The organism is Variovorax sp. R-27, from assembly GCF_049913215.1.
In the GTDB taxonomy this organism is placed as follows: Bacteria; Pseudomonadota; Gammaproteobacteria; order Burkholderiales; family Burkholderiaceae_C; genus Variovorax.
The window spans coordinates 1338999-1358643 of record NZ_CP183984.1 but is presented as its reverse complement, the minus strand read 5'-3'; the positions used below and the strand labels follow the sequence as shown (position 1 = coordinate 1358643).

Genomic DNA, 19645 nt, shown 5'->3' with positions numbered 1-19645 from the left:
TCGAGTGTGGCCCAGTCGGGCCAGAAAAAACAGATGCAGATCCGCACCAATTGACCGGTGCAGATAAAGTGCTGCCGAATGAAGAACACCCCACGATGAAGCGATATGAAGCCCTGGCCGCAGACATCGAGGCCTCGATCCGCAACGGCACCCTGAAGACCGGCGACCGCCTGCCCTCCGTGCGCCACACCGGGCAGAGCCGCGGGGTCAGCGCATCGACCGTGTTCCAGGCCTACTACCTGCTGGAGGCGCGCGGCCTCGTGCGCGCACGCGACCGCTCGGGCTACTACGTGACTGGCGGCGGCCTTCGCGATGCGCCGCCCGAGTCCACCCACACCTCGCGCCCGGCAGACGGGCCGCTGTCGCTCGACGTGAGCGACAAGGTGTTCGACATCCTCGAGGCCAGCATGTCGCGCAAGGTCGTGCCCTTCGGCTCGGCCTTTCCGAGCCCCTTGCTGTTTCCGCTGGCGCGGCTCGGGCAGTTCATGGCCGCCAGTGCCAAGTCGCTCGACCCATGGAGCACGGTGGACGACCTCACGCCAGGCAGCGCGGCGCTGCGCCGGCAAATCGCGCTGCGCTACCTGGCCGACGGCATGCCGGTGCCGGCAGACGAAATCGTCATTACCAACGGCGCACTCGAAGCGCTCAACCTCTGCCTCGCGGCGGTCACGCGGCCGGGCGACGCGGTGATCGTCGAGTCGCCAACTTTCTATGCCGCGCTGCAGGCGCTGGAGCGCATGGGCCTGCGGGCCATCGAGGTGCCGACGCATCCGGGCGAAGGCATCGACCTCGAAGCGCTGGAGCTGGCCATCGCGGCGCACAAGCCCACCGCGTGCTGGCTAATGACCACCTTCCAGAACCCGCTGGGCAGCCTGATGCCCGATGCGAAGAAGAAGGCGCTGGTGGAGCTGCTCGCGCGGCACGAACTGCCGCTGATCGAGGACGACGTGTATGCCGAGCTCTACTTCGGCGAGCGGCGTCCCGCGCCAGCCAAGGCCTTCGACACACAGGGGCTGGTGCTGCACTGCTCGTCGTTCTCGAAGTGCCTGGCACCCGGCTATCGCATCGGCTGGACCTCGGCCGGCCGCTTCGCGCGCAAGGTCGCGCGGCAGAAGCTCACGACCACGCTCAGCACCTCGGCGCCCGCGCAGCTGGCGCTAGCTGGCTATCTCGAAAAAGGCGGGCTCGACAAGCATTTGCGCAAGCTGCGGCAGACGCTGGCGATGCAGCAGGCCACCTTCGCGCAGGCCGTGGGCCATTACTTTCCGCCGGGCACGCGCGCCACGCGGCCGCTGGGCGGGTACTTCCTGTGGGTCGAGCTGCCGGCGCGCGCAAACGCGCTGGAGATTCACCGCAAGGCGCTGGAGCTCGGCATCAGCGTCGCGCCCGGGCCGATCTTCTCGGCCACGCGCGCCTTCGCCAACTGCCTGCGGCTGAACTACGGCCACCCGTGGGGTGCGCTCAGCGAGCAGGCGATGCAGACACTCGGCCGGCTGGCTGCCGAAGCGTCCTGAACAGCAGGAAGGCCGCGATGCTCACGTTCACCAGGTTCCAGCCAATGCCGTTCAGAAAGGCCGCGTGGTAACTGCCCGTGAGGTCGAATACCTTGCCCGACATCCACCCGCCCAGCGCCATGCCGAACAGCGTGAACATCAGCACCGTGCCCACGCGCGCGCCCGCCTCCTTCGGCGGAAAGTGCTCGCGCACGATGATTGCGTACGATGGCACGATACCGCCCTGGAACAGCCCGAACAGCGCCGAGATCACGTAGAGCGGCACCAGCCCGTCGAAGGGCAAAAACAGCAGCAGTGCCACGCACTGCAGCAAGCCGCCAAGCAGCAGCGTGCGCAGCCCGCCGATGCGGTCGCAGATGGCGCCCGACACCAGCCGGCTCACGATGCCGAAGCCCAGCATCAGCGACAGCATCATCGCGCCCTGCGCCGGCCCGTAGCCCAGGTCGCCGCAGTAGGCCACGATGTGCACCTGCGGCATCGCCATCGCCACGCAGCAGGCCACGCCTGCCACGCACAACAGGCTCTGTGCCGCACCCATGCTCAGGCCGAAAGGCCGCGTCATGTCGCGCACCGCGGCCCTGTTCGAAGTGTTGGCGGGCGGTGCATCAGCCAGGGCAGGCGGCCGCGCGCGGAAGAACAGGGCAAGCAGTGCCATCGTCAGCCCGCAGAAGATGCCCATGCCGATGTAGGTCTGGCGCCAGCCCACCGTTTCGACGAAGTGCTGCGCGATCGGCGGCCACACCGCGCCCGCAAGGTAGTTGCCGCTCGCGCACACCGCCACCGCGATGCCGCGCCGCTTGACGAACCACAGCGAGGTGTCGGCCACCAGCGGCGCAAAAGCCACCGAGCTGCCGAGCAGGCCGACCAGTAGCGCCTGCGCGATGGTGAAGGACACGATGCCGCCAGAGAGGCCAGTCGCGATGTACCCCGCACCGAGGAACACGGAGCCCATCAGCAGCGGCCGCATCACGCCGACGCGGTCGGCCAGCTTGCCCATCAGCACGCCGCCGAAGCCGAAGCCCAGCATCAGCAGCGTGTAGGGCAGCGAGGCGTCGGCACGCGCGACGCCGAACTCGGCCTGCACCGCGGGCAGCATCACCGACACCACGTACATGCCGCTGCTGCCGACCGTCATGACCAGCAGCGTGAGGCCCAGGCGCACCATGGCGTAGCGTGAATCCGCCTGATGGGTGGTTGTCTCGTTTGTCTTCATTTTTGTCTCCGCGACGAGGATACCCCGTGACGCGGAAACGCGAGGCACGCGCAGAGCCCGGTGGTGTCAAACCACCTTCAGGCTCGGCATTGGCTCAGTGTGCGAATGGCGCGGGTGTGGCGACAAAGCTCATCGAAGCCTTCGGCATGGGGCCACCCGGCTTCGGCCTGTCGTCGCACGCGGCCGTCAGCAGGCCCACGCAGAACAGAAGAAGAACAAGGCTTGTGCTTCTCATCATGGCGGGCATGCTATGCCCGCGAAGGCGTGCGTCAAGTCGGACGCTGCCGCTTCTGGCTACAGGTCAGGCGACGACAGGCCGCTCGCCGCGCTGCAGCCGGCGTTCGATGTCTTCCAGCACCTGCGGCAAGTCGGCCACGCTGTCGATCACGTAATGCGCGCCGGCCGCTTCGAGTTCGGCGGTGGCGCGTGCGCGACGTTCTTGCTGCTGGCCTTCATCGAGCGCCTGCCATTCGGCCAGCGTGAGACCGTTCACGTTGCCGCTGACGGCCACGCCCACAGCCCAGGCGCCCGCGTTGAGCCCTTCCTGCAGGCCAACGCCGGTGTCGTCGACCTTCACCACGGTGTGCGGCGGCCACACACCGAGGTCGGCGAAGCAGCGGTACATCATGAGCGGCGACGGGCGGCCTTCGGCGAGGTCGCCGCCGCACACGAGGATGTCGGGCGCATAGCCGCCGGCCGCGGCGATGGGCGCGACCACTTCCATGATCGGGCGGTTGTAGCCGGTGGTCGAACCGATCTTCAGGCCGCGCTGGCGCAGCACGCCGACGGCCTCGAGTGCGCCCGGAATGAAGTCGGCATGGTCGCGTGCGCTGGCTGCGTTCATGGGCGTGAAGATTTCATACAGCTTGTCGGCATCGGCGTCGTTGAACGCATGGCCGTGCTTTGCTTCCCACTGGGCATTGATGCGCGGCAGCGTGCCCAGCGCCTTGATGTGGTCCCACTTGGCCACTCCCATCGGTCCACGCGCCTCGGCGATGGTGATGTCTATGCCGAACTGCTCGAACAGCTTCACGAAGGCACCCATGGGGGCACAGGAGCCGAAATCGAGGATGGTGCCGGCCCAGTCGAAGACGACGGCCTGGAGCTGGGAGTGGTTGTGGGCGTTCATGGCGGCTGAGATGAAGAGGTTCGGAAGGAAGGCAACGGCCCTGCAGCCATCACCAGGCGTTGAAGACGTCGTGCGCGATGCCGAAACCGGTGCTCGCACCGCTGCCGCTGGTGACCAGCACCACGCGCGTGGCGTCGTCGGGCGCGTCGATCACGCAGGGCGTGGTCTTCGATGAGGGGTACACGCCGGTCCAGCGCTCGGTGATCTGCGCGGCCTCGAGGTTCAGCGTGCTGCGCAGGTGGCGCAGGATGAGCTGGTCGACCTCCTCCATCGCGAAGGGCTCGGGCGCGTCGGCGTAGTGGTGCGAGTCGCCAACCACCAGCGAGCCGTCGGCGCTCTGCACCACGATCAGATGGATGCCATGAGCGAGCGATGCGGCCTCCTCCTGCTGCAGGCGTGCGCGCAGCGCAGCGGCTTCGGGCAGCGTGCTGTAGCCCTCGTAGCGCACGAGGCTCAGGTCCGACATTACCGAGCCGGGCAGACGGAAGCCCGCTTCAGGCTTCACGCGCAGCATCTGCAGGCGGCACAGCGTGAGGTCGTGCGCGGCAATACGGCCAGCGAACAGGCCGTGCAGGTCGGTGTTGGTGCAGACCACCACGCGCTCGGCATGCAGCGTGCCGAGCGAGGTACGTACGCGGGGCGTTTCGACTTCGAGCACGGCTTCGCTGAAACGGAAGGTCACGCCGTGCGCCTCGGCCAGCCATTTGGTCAGCAGGCCGATGGCGGTGCGCGATTCGACGCGCAGTTCGTGCGGGCTGAAAAGCACCGAGCGCGCACCCGCCAGGCTCAGCGCCGGCGCCTTGGCCTGCGCATCGGCGGCGTCGAGCAGTTCGCAGCCCTTGCCCATCGGCGTGCGCATGAAGGCTTCGAGCACGTCGTGCGCCTCGGGGCGATAGGCCGCGAGCCAGAGGTTGCGGTGCACGACCTCGATGCCGGCCTGCGGCGCGACCTCGTTCCACACACCGCGCGAATGCATCGCGCGGCGCCACATGTCGCCCGGCGCCTGGCCGGTGATGGTGATGAAGCCGAAGTTGCGGATCGAGGCGCCGATGCAGGCTGCGTCGCGCTCGACTACGCAGACCTTGAGGCCGCGCTGCACGGCGCTGTAGGCGTGGGCCAGGCCGACGATGCCGGCACCGACCACGATGAGATCGAAGCCGTCCGGGTTGTGTGCGGGGGCAGCGATCACCGTTGTCTCCAGGCCTGGGTGCGCTTGAGCGCCCACTGCCCGGCCAGCGCGAACACGCCTCGGCCGATGGCGGCAGTGAGCATGATCAGCGAAGCCATGGCGGCGGCGGGCGCGACGTCGCCGGCGTCGTCCATGTTGAGCACGGCGATGGCTGCGAGCGTAGTCTGCGGCGAGTAGAGGAACACGACGGCCGACACTGTCGTCATTGCGTTGACGAAGAAATAGCCGCCCACGTTCAGCACGGTCGGCAGCGCCACCGGCAGGTGCACGCGCCACAGCGTGCGCCAGAACGGCACGCCCATCGACTCGGACACCAGCTCGTATTCGCGGTCGAGCTGGCGCAGCGCCGTGAGCGAAGTCAGGTGCGCCACCGAGAAGAAGTGCGCCACCGTGCACACCACGAGGATGGTCATGCTGCCGTAGATGGCACGCAGCGGGTTCGAAGGCGAGATGAAGAAGAAGATGTAGCCCACACCAAGCACCAGCCCTGGCACCGCGAGCGGCAGGTTGGCCAGCAGGTTCAGCAGTTCGCGCAGCAGGCCGAAGTGGCGCGGCTTCTCGACGAAATAGGCCGAGATGAAGGTGATGAATGCACCCGCCACTGCCGCGCACACGGCCAGCCGCAGCGAGTTGAAGTAGCTGCCCCAGCCGCCCCCGTCCATGTTGCTGAAGTCGTAGTTCTTGAACGACGGCACGAGGTTGTAGGGCCAGAAGGTGGCCAGCGAGGCGAACACCGCCATGCCGATCATCACGAGGATGCCGCAGGCCGTGAGCACGCAGAAGGCCAGCAGTGCGCGGTCGCGCACCTTCATAGGCTCGGGCTGATAGGGCGTGGCACGCGCCGACAGCGCCGCCGCCTGCTTGCTGCGCACGTGGCGCTCGACCAGGAACGACAGCACAGCCGGAATCAGCAGCACGAGGCCGACCACAGCGCCCATCTGGAAGTTCTGCTGCCCGACCACCTGCTTGTAGATGTCGGTCGCGAGCACGCCGGTCTGGCCGCCCACCACCTTCGGCACGCCGAAGTCGGTGATGACCAGCACGAACACGACCATCGCGGCCACGATGAGGCCATAGCGCGAGGCCGGCAGCGTCACCGTGCGGAAGATGCGCCAGCGCGAGGCGCCCAGCGTCTGCGCGGCCTCGTAGAGCCGGCCGTCGGAGGTAGCCATGGCGGTGGTGAGGATCAGCAGCGCATGCGGCAGCGTCCAGAACACCGAGCCGAGCACGATGCCCAGCGGGCCATAAATGGACGCGCCGCCCAGCAGCCCTTTGAACAGGCCCTGGTTGCCGAACAGGTAGACGAGGCTGATCGCGGGCAGCAGCGAAGGCGCGAGCAGCGGCACCAGCGCCACCGCGCGCAGCAGGCCCTTGGCCGGCATGCAGGACAGCGTGAGCCCGTAGGCGTACACGTAGGCGATGCCCGTGCAGATCACGGCGCTGAGGGCCGCGAGCCCCAGGCTGTTGAAGGCCGACTGCACCAGCGCCGGGTTGTCGAGGTAGCGCGCGAAATTGGCAAGGCCCACGAACGCGCCCGCGTGGTCGAAGAAGCTCTGGCCGACCAATGCGCCGACCGGCAACGCGACGATCACCACCAGCAGCAGCACGACCAGCAACACGGCCGCGCCCGTCAGCCAGCGCTCGCGGTCGAATGCGCTGCCACGCGCCACCACCACCGGCACAACGGCGATGGCGTCGGGAGAACTGCTCATGCTCAGTTCGCCAGGACCGACAGCGCGTTCAGGGGCAACTGGATATGCACCATGCTGCTAGGCACCAGCGGATCGCTGCCGCCGCCGCGCGCATCGGCGGGCAACTCGGCCTCGATCTCGATGCCCAGTGGCTCGCAGGCCAGGCGGGCCGAGGTGCGGTTGCCGAAGAACTCGGTGTCGAGCAGGCGTGCCGCAAAGCTGTTGGCGCCGAGCTCGGTGCCGAAGCGCTTCACGACCACGTGCTCGGGCCGGATGCCCACGGTTGCCTGCGAACCGACGCTGAGGCTGCCGGGCGCACAGAACAGCTCACTGTCGCGCACGCGCACCTTGCCGTCGGCCAGCACGGTGGCCGGCAGCATGTTCATGCGGCCCACGAAGCCCGCCACGAAGCGGGTACGCGGCTGGCGATACAACTCGTCGGGCGTGCCCGCCTGCTCGATGCGGCCGTTGTGCATCAGCACCACGCGGTCGGCCATCGAGAGGGCTTCTTCCTGGTCGTGCGTGACCATGATGGTGACGATGCCCAGGCGCTTCTGCAGCGCACGGATTTCGCTGCGCAGGCTGGCGCGCACCTGCGCGTCGAGCGCGGAGAGCGGCTCGTCGAGCAGCAGCAGGCGCGGGTTGGGCGCAAGCGCACGCGCCAGTGCAATGCGCTGCTGCTGTCCGCCCGAGAGCTGGACGGGGTATTTGTCGGCATGCGCGGCCAGACCGACGAGGTCGAGCATCTCGCGCGAGCGCTTGGCCATCTCGCGGGCCAGTGCGCCCGTGGGGTGCAGGCCGTAGGCGATGTTCTGCGCGGCCGTCAGGTTGGGGAACAGTGCGTACGACTGGAACACCACGCCGAATCCGCGCGCCGCGGGCGGCAGGCCCGCGATGTCCTGGCCGCCGAGCAGGATCCGGCCGCTGTCGGCGCGCTCGATGCCGCAGACAATGCGCAGCAGCGTGGTCTTGCCGCAGCCCGAGGGGCCGAGCAGGCACACGAACTCGCCGGGCTCGATGTCGAGATCGATGCCGTCGAGCACGCGTGTGGCGCCAAAGGACTTGCCGATGCCGCGAAGGGAAAGAAAGCTGCTGCTCGTCATGACCGGGTACCGCTTGGCTTCAACGACAGGATCAAAGCGGCTTCTTTTCCGACTTGGACTCGTAGCGCTTCGACCATTCCGTCAGGATGCGGTCGCGGTTGGCTGCCGCCCAGTTGAAGTCGTTCTTGGCGAGCAGCTTCTCGACGTCGCCCGGCACGAATTCAAGCTTTTCCTGGATGCCCGGCAGCGCGAGCACCGCGAAGTTCTTGGCATACAACTCGTTGGCCTGCTTGGTCACGGCCCAGTCGGCGAGCGCCTTGGCTGCGTCCTGCTTCTTGCTGGTCTTCATGATGCCGGTGGCTTCCATGTCCCAGCCCAGGCCTTCCTTCGGCAGCACGATGTCGATGGGAGCGCCGTCGCGCTTGGTCTTGTTGGCGCGGTATTCGAAGGACATGCCGAGCGCGAACTCACCGGCGCCGGCCTGGCGGCAGGGCTTGCTGCCCGACTGGCTGTAGATGCCGATGTTCTGGTGCAGCGCGTCCATGTATTTCCACGCCTTTTCTTCACCCATCATCTGGATCCAGCCGGACACCATCAGGTAGCCGGTGCCCGAGGCGGCCGGGTTGGGCATGGTGATCTGGCCCTTGTAGACCGGGTTGGTCAGGTCGGCCCAGCTGGTGGGCTTGGGCAGGTTCTTCTTCTGCGCTTCGGCGGTGTTGAAGCAGATGGCCGAGGACCACACGTCCATGCCGACCCACTTGGGCGGGTTGGCCGCATCGCGCATGGTCGGCTTGATGGCGTCGAGGCCCTTGGGCGCGTAAGGCTGGAGCATGCCTTCCTTGTCGAGCAGCATCAGCGAGGTGGCGGCCAGGCCCCACACCACGTCGGCCTGCGGGTTGGCCTTTTCGGCCAGCAGCTTGGCGGTGACGATACCGGTCGAGTCGCGCACGAACTTCAGCTCGATGCTCGGGTTCTCCTTTTCGAATGCGGCCTTGTAGGCCTGCACCTGGTCGGCTTCGAGCGCGGTGTAGACCAGCAGCTCGGTGCGGCCCTGGGCCGATGCGGCAAAAGCCAGCGAGAACAGGGCGGCCGGCACGAAGGCCCAGCGGAGTTGACGATGCAGCATGGTGGAGGTTCTCTTGGGAAAAGTAGAAAGGACGCGATGCGGGACACACGGGCAGGCAAGCGAAAGTACGCAAGTGCCGTTCAGCGATGCGGGCGATGCTGGCACCGGCATGTGACAAGAATTTGTCAGATGCCCCAGAAACACCTAAATACCCATAAATACACCCTAGGCCGGCGATGTCGCGGCGGCTTCGTCATCCGCATGTCATTGCGTCGCGTCAAGCTGCCGGAGTTATTCCCTGTGTTTTCGCTTCGCTTTCATGACACTCGACCTTGCCGAGATCGCCCGCCTGTTCGCCGAACGCGGTGGAGTCGCGTACGCGGGCGAGCCCGTGTCCCAGCTGGAACACGCGCTGCAATGCGCCTGGCTCGCGGAACAGGCCGGCGCGAGCGATTCACTGGTCACCGCCGCGCTGCTGCATGACCTGGGCCACCTGCTGATCGCCGAGCACCAGACGCTATCGCAGTCTCCTACCCAACTGGGCATCGACGACCGCCATCAATACATCGCACTACCACTGCTGCGCGGCGCCTTCGACATCGAAGTGCGCGAGCCGATCCGCCTGCATGTGGACGCCAAGCGCTACCTGTGCGCGACGCGGCCCGACTATTTCTCGAAGCTCTCGCCCGATTCGGTGCGCAGCCTGGCCCTGCAGGGCGGCGTGATGGACGCGGAAGCGGCGCAGCGCTTTGCCACGCACCGCTGGTCGGGCGACGCCGTGCGGCTGCGGCTCTGGGACGAAGAGGCGAAGGCGCAAGGGCTGCAAACGCCGCCGCTGGCGCACTTCCTGGCGACGGCGGCCAGGGTCATGTTGCACTGACGGGCCTGTTTTTCGGAGGCTGGGCAAGGTTTCAGGCCGATTTCAGGCCGGATTAAGAAACTCTTGTCTACGATGGTTTCTTCATGATGACCGGCGCCGCACGGGCGCCTGCGAGGAAACCACATGTCTTCATCCGTCACCGCGCGCGCAAGCACGTTCATCCAGGTACTGCGCCGCGTCTTCTCGCTCGCGGCGCCCTACTTCCGGTCCGAGGAGAAATGGCGCGCGCGCGCCATGCTGCTGGCCATCGTCGCGCTCAACCTCTTCTATGTATATGTGGCGGTGCTGGGCAACCAGTGGTACGGGCGCTTCTACGACGCGCTGCAGAACAAGGACGTGACGACCTTCTGGCGCGAAGTGCGCGTGTTCGGCTGGATCGCCTTCTTCAACATCGCGGTGCAGGTGCTGAAGTTCTACATAACCCAGCTGCTGCAGCTGCGCTGGCGCACCTGGATGACGCGCAGCTACCTGTCGCGCTGGATGGCGGACCGCACCTTCTATCACCTGGAACTCGCGCGCTACGCCAACAAGGACGGCCACACGCCGGACAACCCCGACCAGCGCCTCCAGGAAGACATGCAGATCTTCACCAGTTCCACGATGACGCTCTCGATGGGCCTGTTGAACGCCGTCGTCACGCTCCTGAGCTTCATCGGCCTGCTCTGGGGGCTGTCGGGCAATTTCTCGTTCACGTTCAGCGGCACCACCTACCAGATCGTCGGCGCGATGGTTTGGCTGGCACTGGGTTATTCCATCGTCGGCACCGTCGTCACGCATTTCATCGGCCGTCCGCTGATCGGGCTGAACTTCAAGCAGCAGCGCTATGAGGCCGATTTCCGGCATCACCTCGTGCGCGTGCGGGAGTACAGCGAAGCCATCGCACTGGACCACGGCGAGAAGGTCGAGCGCGGCCAGCTCGACCTGCGCTTCGGCGATGTGCTGCGCAACTACCTGCTGCTGATCAAGCAGCAGAAGAACCTCGTCACCTTCACCTCGTTCTTCGGGCAAGCGGCGGTGATTTTTCCGTTTCTCGTGGCGGCGCAGCAGTACTTTGGCGGCGCGTTCCAGCTCGGCCACCTGATGCAGATCGGCTCGGCCTTCGGCAAGGTGCAGGAGTCGCTCAGCTGGTTCGTCGACAACTACGACAGCGTGGCCGTCTGGCGCGCCACCACCGACCGTCTCACCAGCTTCGACGACAGCATGACGGCCCATGCCTCGCGGGACGACGCCCTGCAGCGCGCGCCCTCGGAGATGCTGCAAACCGACGACCTCGCAGTCGCGCTGCCGAACGGCACGCCGCTGCTTGCCGGCGCCGCGCTGGCGGTGAAGCCCGGTGACAGCGTGCTGCTGCAGGGGCCCTCGGGCAGCGGTAAGTCGACGCTGTTCCGTTCGTTCGCGGGCATCTGGCCGTTCTCGAAGGGCAAGCTGCAGGTGCCCGACAACGTCGCCTTCATGCCCCAGCGGCCCTACGTGCCCGACGGCAAGCTGCGCGATGCGCTGACCTACCCCAACCCCGCATCGAACTTCAGCGACGACCAGCTGCGCCAGGCCCTGACCGACGCGCTGCTGCCCGACCTCGTGAGCCGCCTTGACGACAGCGACGCCTGGAGCCAGAAGCTCTCCGGCGGCGAGCAGCAGCGCCTGGCCATCGCGCGGGTACTGCTCAAGAAACCGGCATGGCTGTTCGCCGACGAGATCACCAGCGCGCTCGATGCGCAGGCCGAGAGCGTGCTCTACAAGCGGCTCGCCGCCACGGTGCACGCCGCCGGCGGAGCGATGGTGTCGATCGCGCACCGCGCGGCCGTGGGCGACTTCCACAACCAGCGATGGACGCTGGTGCCGCAGGAAGACGGCGCCGCTGGCGGCGCACGCTACCGGCTGAACACCTCAGCGGGGGTTCAGCCCGCCGCGGCGTAGCGCTCCCAGCCCTTCTTGCGCAGGTCGCAGGCGGGGCACTCGCCGCAGCCGTAGCCCCAGGCCTGGCGGTGCACGCGGTCGCCGAGGTAGCAGGTGTGGGTCTCTTCCACGATCAGGTCGACCAGCGGCTCGCCACCCAGGCGGTGCGCCATGGTCCAGGTCTCGGCTTTGTCGATCCACATGAGCGGCGTCTCGATGACGAGGCGGCGCTCCAGCCCCAGCGACAGCGCGAGCTGCATCGCCTTCATGGTGTCGTCGCGGCAGTCGGGATAGCCCGAAAAGTCGGTCTCGCAGACGCCGGTGACGATCACCTGCAGCCCGCGCCGGTAGGCCAGCGCGCCGGCGAGCGTAAGAAACAGCAGGTTGCGCCCGGGCACGAAGGTGTTGGGCAGGCCGTCGGCCTGCATGGCGAAGGCGACCTCTTCGGTGAGCGAGGAGCCACCGAGCTGCGCCAGCGCTGCAAGCGTGAGCACATGGTCTTCGCCCAGGCGCGGCGCCCAATCAGGGAAGCGCTCGCGCATCTTCGAGAGGATGGTGCCGCGCACGTCGAGCTCGACGCGGTGGCGCTGCCCGTAGTCGAAGCCCAGGGTTTCGACGCGCTGGTACTTCGAGAGCGCATCGGCGAGGCAGGTGGTCGAGTCCTGGCCGCCGGAGAACAGAACGAGGGCGGTGGTGTGCAGGGGCATATCCGTCGGCGGCGGTGCATGCCGCCGTAGTCCAAAGGCGCGATTTTCGCAGGCTGCCCCGGGGGCGTGGATACGATCTCCCACATGAACGCCAAACACCTGCTTGCATGGGTCGCCACTTTCGCGGTGCTGCTGGCGCTCGACGTGCTCTGGCTCGGCTTCGTCGCCAAGAACATGTACCAGCAGGCCATGGGCGATCTGATGTCGCCGAATCCGCGGCTGGGCTTCGCGGCCCTGTTCTACCTCACCTACCCCGTCGGCCTGCTGGTGTTCGCGATCGTGCCCGGCCTGCGGGCACGCGGCGTGACGCGGGCGGCGCTGCTGGGCGGGCTGTTCGGCCTGTTCTGCTACGGCACCTATGACCTCACCAACCTCGCTGTGATCCGCGACTGGCCGCTTGCGCTGTCGTTCATCGACATGGCATGGGGCACGCTTGTGAGCGGCCTTGCCGCGGCAGCCGGCGCAGCGGCGCTGCGCTGGTTCGCGTCGCGCTGAGTAGTCGCCTCAGCTAGCCGGCGTGCGTGACGCGCCGAAGACAGTTCGCGCCTTTATTTCGACAAGAGCGCTGAACTTTCATTCGGCTTTCAACTCGTCACGGCCGGGTCATCTGACGTCTTTAGATTTCACCTCCAGAAATGGTGCACGCCCGGTGCACCGGTCAAACAACCACCCGAGGGAATCATGACCCAACGCTTCATTGCCCCGGCGCTGCTGGGCGCCTCACTACTGCTGTCCGCTTGCGGCGGCAGCAACAACAACGGCGTCGTGTTGCCGTTCATTCCGCCGACGACCACCCCGCCGCCGGCCGCGCAGGCACCCAAGAACGTCCTGTTCTTCCTCGGCGACGGCATGGGCATCACCACCATGACCGCCGCACGCATCTACAAGGTCGGCGAAGACGGCGACCTCACGATGGACACGCTGCCCGAGACGGCCTTCGTCCACACCTATTCGAACGACGCGCAAGTAACCGACAGCGCCCCCTCGATGTCGGCCTACATGACCGGCGTGAAGATGAACAACGAAGTCATCTCGATGAGCCCCGAGACCAAGGCCGCCGACGCCTCCGGCAAGGCCTACCAGGTCAATTTCGACAGCACCTGCCCCTCGGGCAACGGCCAGGCCGTTGAAACGCTGCTGGAGCAGAGCAAGGCCAAGGGCTACGCAACCGGCGTGGTGACCACCACCCGTATCACCCACGCCACGCCTGCCGCCACGTACTCGCACGTGTGCCACCGCGACGCGGAAAACACCATCGCCGCCGCGCTCGTGCCGGGCGGCGCGGGCTACAACGGCAAGCTGGGTGACGGCGTCGACGTGTTCTTCGGCGGTGGCACCGACTACTTCATCGCCAAGGAAGCCGGCGGCAAGCGCAACGACAAGCGCGATCTGATCGCCGAGCTGAAGACCGCCAAATACAGCTTCGCCGCGAACAAGACCGAGTTCGACAAGCTGCCGGCCGACGGCGCCACCAAGATCGCCGGCCTCTTCACCAAGAGCCACATGGCCTACGACCTCGACCGCGACGCCACCAAGGAGCCGAGCCTGGCCGAGATGACCGGCAAGGCCATCGACGCACTGGCCGCGCGCAAGAAGGGCTTCTTCCTGATGGTGGAAGGCGGGCGCATCGACCACGCGCTGCACGCCACCAACGCGCGCCGCGCACTGCAGGACACCGGTGCCTTCGACGACGCCATCAAGCTCGCGCTCGACAAGATGCAGGCCATCGATCCGGGCCTGAAGAACACGCTGGTGGTTGTCACGGCCGACCACGACCACACGCTGCAGCTCAACGGCTATGCCGCGCGCACCGGCAAGACCGAAGCGGGCAAGCCCGGCGTGCTGGGCCTCGTGAAGGACTACGTCGACACCAGCAAGACCAGCAAGGACGTGGATGGCAACCCATACACCATCATCGGTTTCGGCAACGGCCCGCGCCGCCTCGCCACGCGCGGCCCGATATCCGACGCCGAGCTGGAAAACAAGGACTACCGGCAGGAAGCCGTGGTGCCGATGGATGCGGCCAGCGATTCCGAAACCCATGGCGGTGCCGACGTGTTCCTCGGTGCGCAGGGCTTGGGCGCCGACAACTTCGCCGGCGTGATCACCAACACCGACGTGTTCGGCCTCATCAAGAAGGCGGTCGGCCTGTGAAGGGCAGCGAGCGCTCATCGACGAACACAACCATGAACACGACCATGAACCGCATCACCCGCAACACCCGCCTGGCAGCCGCCCTCGTCTGCGCCGCCGCCGGCACCCTGGCCGGCACCGCGCACGCCGCCGGCGAAGCCAAGAACGTCATCTTCTTCCTCGGCGACGGCATGGGTCCCGTCACGGTGACCGCCGCGCGCATCTACAAGGGCGAGAAGCAACTGGCCGCCAAGCCCGGCTCGCTGGTGAGCCCCGAGCGCGCCAACCTCGTCATGCAGTCGCTGCCGTACGCGGCGCGCGTGAAGACCTTCTCGCTCGACGGCCAGACCACCGACAGCGCGCCCTCCATGGCCGCCTACATGACCGGCGTGAAGATGCGCAACGAGGTGATCTCGATGTCGGGCGACACCACCGCCGTCGACAGCACCGGCAAGCAGTACATCAACGGCGAGGACACGACCTGCCAGCCGACCAACGGCAAGGCCGTCGACACGCTGCTCGAACTCGCCAAGGCCAAGGGCCGCGCGGTGGGTGCGGTGTCGACCACGCGCGTCGGCCATGCCACGCCGGCCACCACCTACTCGCACATCTGCAACCGCAACGGCTACAACACCATCGCCGAGCAGAGCGTGCCGGGCCACGCCAACTACAACCCCAAGCTGCTCGACGGCATCGACGTGCTGATGGGCGGCGGCCAGCGCAACTACCTGCCGGTCGCGACCAACCCCAGCAGCAAGCGCACCGACGGCGCCGACCTGGTGGCTGCAATGAAGGCCAAGGGCTACACCTACGTCGACACCGGCACCAAGCTCAAGACCGTCGACACGGCGGCCACCAGCAAGCTGCTGGGCCTGTTCTCGCAGAGCGAAATGGCCTACGAGCTCGACCGCGTGAAGCAGAGCCTCGACCAGCCCAGCCTGTCGGACATGACCGAGAAGGCGCTCGGCGTGCTCAGCAAGAACGACAAGGGCTTCTTCCTGATGGTCGAAGGCGGCCGCATCGACCATGCGCTGCACGGCACCAATGCCAAGCGTGCGCTGGAAGACACGCTGGCCTTCGACACCGCCATCCAGACCGCGCTCGACTACATGGAGAAGAAGGACCCGGGCCTGAAGAACACGCTGGTGGTGGTCACGGCCGACCATGACCACGCCATTGCCTTCAACGGCTATCCGAAGATCGGCAACCCGATTCTCGGCAAGGTCAACAGCTACTCCGACGGCAAGCTGGCAAAGGCGACCGATGGCAAGCCCTACACCACGCTGGTGTTCGGCAACGGCGGCCGGCCCAACGCGACGGGCTCCAGCCAGGTCAACGCGGAAGACGGCAACAAGCCGTGGATCGCACCGGCCCGTGCGACTTCGCGCGACGACCAGACCGCGATGGACACCGAGGACGACAACTTCCTGCAGGAAGTCGGCATCAATCTCGGCACGCCCGGCGCGGAAACCCATGGCGGCGGCGACGTGATGCTGTTCGCCGGCGGCGCGGGCTCGAAGATCTTTAAGGGCACCGTGGAGAACATCAAGGTGTTCAACAAGGTCAAAGAGGCGGCAGGTCTGTGAGCGTTCCCTCGACGCTCAAGACGCTGCTGGCGGCTGCGGCCCTCTCAGTGCTTCCGCTGGCAGCCAGCGCCGCCGGCGATGCTGAGGCGCCCGACCAGAACCTGCGCATCCAGCACCATGTGCTGACGATCGGCAAGGACGGCGTTCAGCGCGAAAGCCGCTACGCCGACCTGATGTTCCGCCGCGCCGGCACGGTGTGGATCGAGCGCGAGCTGCCGCCCGCGCTGCGCGCCGACCACGACCACGAGGCCAGCGAAGGCAAGGTGCACATCGGCCACTCGCATGCCGACAACACCGCGGCGCCACTGTGGCTGCGCCGCGATGCGGCCGGCAAGGTGCAGGTCGGCATGGTGCTGCGCCAGCAGCGCAAGCTGATCGAGGTCGACAAGGCCAACTACGGCAACGTGGGCTACGGCGGCTCGTGGGCAAATGCCTACTGGCTGGTCGACCCCGCCAGCCTGCCGCACATGAAGGCGCTGGGCACGGCCGGCAGCAAGGGCGTGCAGCGCTACGAGGTGCAGCAGGGCGAGAGCACGCTGCGCATCGACTGGGACGTGGCTGGCCGCTACGCCCGCAAGATCGAGCAGCGCAATGCGCACGGCACCTCGCTCAACGTGATGACGGCTTCGGCCATCCCGGCGCCGAAGACGCTGCCATGGCAGATCGCCGACGCCTATGAGCGCGGCGAGTACTCCGACCTGCTGGACTGATCGAACCGGGCCGGGCGCCTCAGAGGAAGCGCTCGAGCAGCTTGCGCGAGGCCCGGTCGAGCGTCTTCACGTCGGGAATGCGGAACTGCACGCCGTGCGCGCTCGCAATGAGCAGCGCACCGCCTTCGAGCCGGCGGATGTCTTCCTCGGCCTTCAGCACGAAGGTGGTGTCGCCGCGGTCGGTGCTGACGGTCCAGGTGCTGGGCACGCCGAAGCTCGACACGCCGTGCAGGCGCAGCAGCGTGGGCGCGAAGTCGCGCACTGCGAGCTCTTCTTCCAGCAGCGTCCTGGCCTGCGCTGGCAGTTGATCGACGCTGTCGATCCAGACCAGTTCGCGCCCTTCGCTGCCGACCAGCGAAATGCCATGGCCGGGCGCGCTCAGCGGAAAGGCCCGCACAGGCACGACGCCCACATGGCACTCGCCCTGCGCGTCGGTCAGCACCAGGCGACCGAAGGCATCGCGTTCGAGTTCGAAAGATGGGGTGTTGTGCTCGGTCATGCGTCCCCCGCGGGATGAGCTGCGTGGCTGATAGCCAGCGGCGCCTGCGCGTTGGCGCGCTCGTCGGCGGCTCCTTCGCTCGCATCGTCGTCGCCCTGGCGCAGTTGCGCCTGGTAGAGCCGCCAGTAGGCGCCCTGCTTCGCCATCAGGGCATCGTGCGGTCCCACTTCGACCACCTCGCCACGGTCCATGACCACGAGCCGGTCGGCCTTGCGCAACGTCGACAGGCGGTGCGCGATGGCGATGGTGGTGCGGCCCTGCACGAGGTTGTCGAGCGCCTTCTGGATTTCCTTCTCGGTCTCGGTGTCCACTGCCGAGGTGGCCTCGTCGAGGATCAGGATGCGCGGGTCGATCAAGAGAGCGCGCGCGATGCTGATGCGCTGGCGCTCGCCGCCCGACAGCCCCTGCCCGCGCTCGCCGACCAGCGAGTCGTAGCCGTGCTGCAGCCGCAGGATGAAGTCGTGTGCGTGAGCCGCACGGGCCGCGGCGACGACTTCCTCGCGCGTGGCGTCGGGCTTGCCGTAGGCGATGTTCTGCGCGATCGTGCCGAAGAACAAAAACGGCTCTTGCAGCACCAGCCCCACGTGGCGGCGGTAGTCGGCCACGGCGAAGCGGCGGATGTCGGTGCCGTCGACCTTGATGGCGCCGTCGGTCACGTCGTAGAAGCGGCAGATCAGGTTGACCAGCGTGCTCTTGCCCGAGCCGCTGTGGCCCACGAGGCCGATCATCTCGCCGGGCTCGATCACCAGGTCGAGGTCGTGGATCACCGCGCGCGAGCCGTAGCGAAAGCCCAGCCCGCTCATCTCGATGCGGCCCTGCACCCGCTCCACCTTCACCGGGTTGGCCGGCTCGGGCACGTTGCTCACGTGGTCGAGGATGTCGAAGATGCGCTTGGCGCCGGCCGCGGCCTTCTGCGTGACCGAGACGATGCGGCTCATCGAGTCGAGTCGCGTGTAGAAGCGGCCGATGTAGGCGATGAAGGCGGTGAGCACACCCACCGTGATGCTGCCGCGCGCCACCTGCCAGATGCCGAAGGCCCAGACCACGAGCAGGCCGATTTCGGTCAGCAGCGACACGGTCGGCGTGAACAGCGACCAGGTGCGGTTGAGCTTGTCGTTCACCTGCAGGTTGTAGGCGTTGGCAATGCGAAAGCGCTCGGCTTCGCGGCGCTCCTGCGCGAAGGCCTTGACCACGCGGATGCCGGGAATGGTGTCGGCCAGCACGTTCGTCACCTCGGACCAGACGCGGTCGATCTTCTCGAAGCCGGTGCGCAGGCGGTCGCGCACGACGTGGATCATCCAGGCGATGAAGGGCAGTGGCACCAGCGTGACCACGGCCAGCAGCGGGTTGATGGAAAACAGGATGGCCGCGGTCATCACGATCATCAGCACGTCGTTGGCGAAATCGAGCGCGTGCAGAGACAGGAAAACGTTGATGCGGTCGGTTTCCGAGCCGATGCGCGCCATCAGGTCGCCGGTACGCTTGCCGCCGAAATAGTCCAGCGGCAGGGTCAGCAGGTGTTCGTAAGTGGTGGTGCGCAGGTCGGCGCCGATGCGCTCGGACACCAGCGCCAGCAGGTAGGTGCGCGCCCAGCCCAGCCCCCAGCCGACCAGCGCCGCGATCAGCAGGCCGCCCAGGTACAGGCCCACGCGCATGGTGTCGATCTTCTGCCCGTTCTGGAACGGAATCAGGATGTCGTCCATCAGCGGGATGGTCAGGTACGGCGGCACCAGGGTGGCGGCGGTGGAGATCAGGGTCAGCAGAAACCCTGCAATCAGCTGCTTGCGGTAGGGCTTGGCGAAGCGGCCCAGGCGCAGCAGTACCCAGGTCGAGGGGGGGGTCTGGAGCTCGGTGTCGGCGGGTTCGTCGCCATCGGCGACCTCGATGACTTCGGGTGTCTCCTTGGCGACACCAGCCATGCGCTGGCCGAAAAGCTTGAGCAGCCGCAGGGCCGCGGCCTGCCCGGCCAGGGTGTAGCGCCAGCGGCCCAACCGGCCTGCAGGCCCCGTCAGATCTAGTGTTCCAACGCCTGAGTGGTCGGACAGGCGCAGTTCGAGGGCCGCGTCTGTTAGTGGCCACTCACGCCATTCGCCGCCCGGTTCGAGCGCGATCAGCCTCTGGTCAGTCAGGGCCACTAGGGCGGAAGCGAAGCGAAGTTGGTCGTCGAGGTCAACCGACAGTATTACCAGAACGTTTTCCGCGACTGCGAGCCGGTTTTTCAGCGCGTCTGAAGCCGCCTCTGTTTCGCCCTCCCGGGTGCCGACTGGATCGTGATGTTGCATTGTGTTTCTTTGACTCTTGCCCGTCGCGGGCCGCATGGACCGCGTCATGGCGCCCTTCGTCGGGCGCCGATTCTGACTGATCGCCATGGGCGCGCTTGAAGGCGCCG

At 67.0% G+C, this 19645-nt stretch carries 16 protein-coding genes; 7 read left to right on the top strand and 9 right to left on the bottom strand.

Going from position 1 to position 19645, the window contains the following annotated elements; all coding sequences use genetic code 11:
* Positions 1-95: 95 nt before the first annotated feature.
* Positions 96-1514: a PLP-dependent aminotransferase family protein gene (locus ACN9MV_RS06020; RefSeq protein WP_426391601.1), complete on the top strand. Its 1419-nt coding sequence runs from the start codon at positions 96-98 to the stop codon at positions 1512-1514.
* Here the strand turns inward: ACN9MV_RS06020 and ACN9MV_RS06015 are convergent.
* The 6 genes from ACN9MV_RS06015 to ACN9MV_RS05990 all read right to left on the bottom strand — a co-directional run bounded on the left by ACN9MV_RS06015 (position 1462) and on the right by ACN9MV_RS05990 (position 8905).
* On the bottom strand, positions 1462-2727 hold the full coding sequence (locus ACN9MV_RS06015; RefSeq protein WP_426391600.1) for an MFS transporter: 1266 nt from the start codon (positions 2725-2727) through the stop codon (positions 1462-1464). The two genes, ACN9MV_RS06020 and ACN9MV_RS06015, sit on opposite strands and share 53 nt — an antisense overlap.
* Positions 2728-3028: 301 nt before the next feature.
* Positions 3029-3856 (bottom strand): phosphonoacetaldehyde hydrolase, encoded by an 828-nt coding sequence (phnX, locus tag ACN9MV_RS06010; protein ID WP_426391599.1) that lies wholly within the window; start codon positions 3854-3856, stop codon positions 3029-3031.
* 49 nt (positions 3857-3905) lie between these two features.
* Positions 3906-5045: a TIGR03364 family FAD-dependent oxidoreductase gene (locus tag ACN9MV_RS06005; protein ID WP_426391598.1), complete on the bottom strand. Its 1140-nt coding sequence runs from the start codon at positions 5043-5045 to the stop codon at positions 3906-3908.
* Positions 5042-6757 carry a putative 2-aminoethylphosphonate ABC transporter permease subunit gene (locus tag ACN9MV_RS06000; RefSeq protein WP_093075988.1) on the bottom strand — a complete coding sequence of 572 codons (1716 nt, stop codon included), beginning with the start codon at positions 6755-6757 and terminating at the stop codon, positions 5042-5044. Before ACN9MV_RS06000 ends, ACN9MV_RS06005 begins: the two co-directional genes overlap by 4 nt.
* Positions 6758-6759: 2 nt before the next feature.
* Positions 6760-7839: an ABC transporter ATP-binding protein gene (locus ACN9MV_RS05995; RefSeq protein ID WP_426391597.1), complete on the bottom strand. Its 1080-nt coding sequence runs from the start codon at positions 7837-7839 to the stop codon at positions 6760-6762.
* Between the two features lie 31 nt (positions 7840-7870).
* Positions 7871-8905 (bottom strand): putative 2-aminoethylphosphonate ABC transporter substrate-binding protein, encoded by a 1035-nt coding sequence (locus ACN9MV_RS05990; protein WP_093048250.1) that lies wholly within the window; start codon positions 8903-8905, stop codon positions 7871-7873.
* A gap of 259 nt (positions 8906-9164) precedes the next feature.
* On the opposite strand from ACN9MV_RS05990, the gene ACN9MV_RS05985 reads away from it, so the two are divergent.
* Both ACN9MV_RS05985 and ACN9MV_RS05980 read left to right on the top strand, forming a co-directional pair.
* Positions 9165-9725 carry a phosphonate degradation HD-domain oxygenase gene (locus ACN9MV_RS05985; protein ID WP_093048247.1) on the top strand — a complete coding sequence of 187 codons (561 nt, stop codon included), beginning with the start codon at positions 9165-9167 and terminating at the stop codon, positions 9723-9725.
* 123 nt (positions 9726-9848) lie between these two features.
* Positions 9849-11642 carry an ABC transporter ATP-binding protein/permease gene (locus ACN9MV_RS05980; RefSeq protein ID WP_093172640.1) on the top strand — a complete coding sequence of 598 codons (1794 nt, stop codon included), beginning with the start codon at positions 9849-9851 and terminating at the stop codon, positions 11640-11642.
* Here the strand turns inward: ACN9MV_RS05980 and queC are convergent.
* Complete coding sequence (queC, locus tag ACN9MV_RS05975) at positions 11624-12328, bottom strand: 7-cyano-7-deazaguanine synthase QueC (protein WP_093048241.1); 705 nt, start codon at positions 12326-12328, stop codon at positions 11624-11626. The genes ACN9MV_RS05980 and queC overlap by 19 nt on opposite strands.
* Positions 12329-12412: 84 nt before the next feature.
* Here queC and ACN9MV_RS05970 point away from each other — a divergent pair, with 84 nt between their 5' ends.
* The 4 genes from ACN9MV_RS05970 to ACN9MV_RS05955 all read left to right on the top strand — a co-directional run bounded on the left by ACN9MV_RS05970 (position 12413) and on the right by ACN9MV_RS05955 (position 16757).
* Complete coding sequence (locus tag ACN9MV_RS05970; protein ID WP_093048239.1) at positions 12413-12823, top strand: DUF2177 family protein; 411 nt, start codon at positions 12413-12415, stop codon at positions 12821-12823.
* A gap of 186 nt (positions 12824-13009) precedes the next feature.
* Positions 13010-14482 (top strand): alkaline phosphatase, encoded by a 1473-nt coding sequence (locus ACN9MV_RS05965; RefSeq protein ID WP_426391596.1) that lies wholly within the window; start codon positions 13010-13012, stop codon positions 14480-14482.
* 32 nt (positions 14483-14514) lie between these two features.
* Positions 14515-16047 carry an alkaline phosphatase gene (locus ACN9MV_RS05960; protein WP_426391595.1) on the top strand — a complete coding sequence of 511 codons (1533 nt, stop codon included), beginning with the start codon at positions 14515-14517 and terminating at the stop codon, positions 16045-16047.
* A complete protein-coding gene (locus ACN9MV_RS05955) occupies positions 16044-16757 on the top strand; it encodes a hypothetical protein (protein WP_426391594.1) in 714 nt (237 codons plus the stop codon). The genes ACN9MV_RS05960 and ACN9MV_RS05955 overlap by 4 nt, the downstream gene beginning before the upstream one ends.
* 19 nt (positions 16758-16776) lie before the next feature.
* Here ACN9MV_RS05955 and ACN9MV_RS05950 read toward each other — a convergent pair whose 3' ends face one another.
* Entirely contained in the window at positions 16777-17256 is a 480-nt protein-coding gene (locus tag ACN9MV_RS05950; protein ID WP_307613850.1) for a DUF1854 domain-containing protein, read from the bottom strand.
* Complete coding sequence (locus ACN9MV_RS05945) at positions 17253-19538, bottom strand: ABC transporter ATP-binding protein (RefSeq protein WP_093075997.1); 2286 nt, start codon at positions 19536-19538, stop codon at positions 17253-17255. The genes ACN9MV_RS05950 and ACN9MV_RS05945 overlap by 4 nt, the downstream gene beginning before the upstream one ends.
* Positions 19539-19645: the final 107 nt, after the last annotated feature.

What these genes read in the sequence shown, in the direction of transcription:
- ACN9MV_RS06020 (WP_426391601.1), top strand. Translation starts at nt 96, where the DNA reads ATGAAGCGATATGAAGCCCTGGCCGCAGACATCGAGGCCTCGATCCGC.
- ACN9MV_RS06015 (WP_426391600.1), bottom strand. Translation starts at nt 2,727, where the DNA reads ATGAAGACAAACGAGACAACCACCCATCAGGCGGATTCACGCTACGCC.
- phnX (WP_426391599.1), bottom strand. Translation starts at nt 3,856, where the DNA reads ATGAACGCCCACAACCACTCCCAGCTCCAGGCCGTCGTCTTCGACTGG.
- ACN9MV_RS06000 (WP_093075988.1), bottom strand. Translation starts at nt 6,757, where the DNA reads ATGAGCAGTTCTCCCGACGCCATCGCCGTTGTGCCGGTGGTGGTGGCG.
- ACN9MV_RS05995 (WP_426391597.1), bottom strand. Translation starts at nt 7,839, where the DNA reads ATGACGAGCAGCAGCTTTCTTTCCCTTCGCGGCATCGGCAAGTCCTTT.
- ACN9MV_RS05990 (WP_093048250.1), bottom strand. Translation starts at nt 8,905, where the DNA reads ATGCTGCATCGTCAACTCCGCTGGGCCTTCGTGCCGGCCGCCCTGTTC.
- ACN9MV_RS05985 (WP_093048247.1), top strand. Translation starts at nt 9,165, where the DNA reads ATGACACTCGACCTTGCCGAGATCGCCCGCCTGTTCGCCGAACGCGGT.
- ACN9MV_RS05980 (WP_093172640.1), top strand. Translation starts at nt 9,849, where the DNA reads ATGTCTTCATCCGTCACCGCGCGCGCAAGCACGTTCATCCAGGTACTG.
- queC (WP_093048241.1), bottom strand. Translation starts at nt 12,328, where the DNA reads ATGCCCCTGCACACCACCGCCCTCGTTCTGTTCTCCGGCGGCCAGGAC.
- ACN9MV_RS05970 (WP_093048239.1), top strand. Translation starts at nt 12,413, where the DNA reads ATGAACGCCAAACACCTGCTTGCATGGGTCGCCACTTTCGCGGTGCTG.
- ACN9MV_RS05965 (WP_426391596.1), top strand. Translation starts at nt 13,010, where the DNA reads ATGACCCAACGCTTCATTGCCCCGGCGCTGCTGGGCGCCTCACTACTG.
- ACN9MV_RS05960 (WP_426391595.1), top strand. Translation starts at nt 14,515, where the DNA reads ATGAACACGACCATGAACCGCATCACCCGCAACACCCGCCTGGCAGCC.
- ACN9MV_RS05950 (WP_307613850.1), bottom strand. Translation starts at nt 17,256, where the DNA reads ATGACCGAGCACAACACCCCATCTTTCGAACTCGAACGCGATGCCTTC.
- ACN9MV_RS05945 (WP_093075997.1), bottom strand. Translation starts at nt 19,538, where the DNA reads ATGCAACATCACGATCCAGTCGGCACCCGGGAGGGCGAAACAGAGGCG.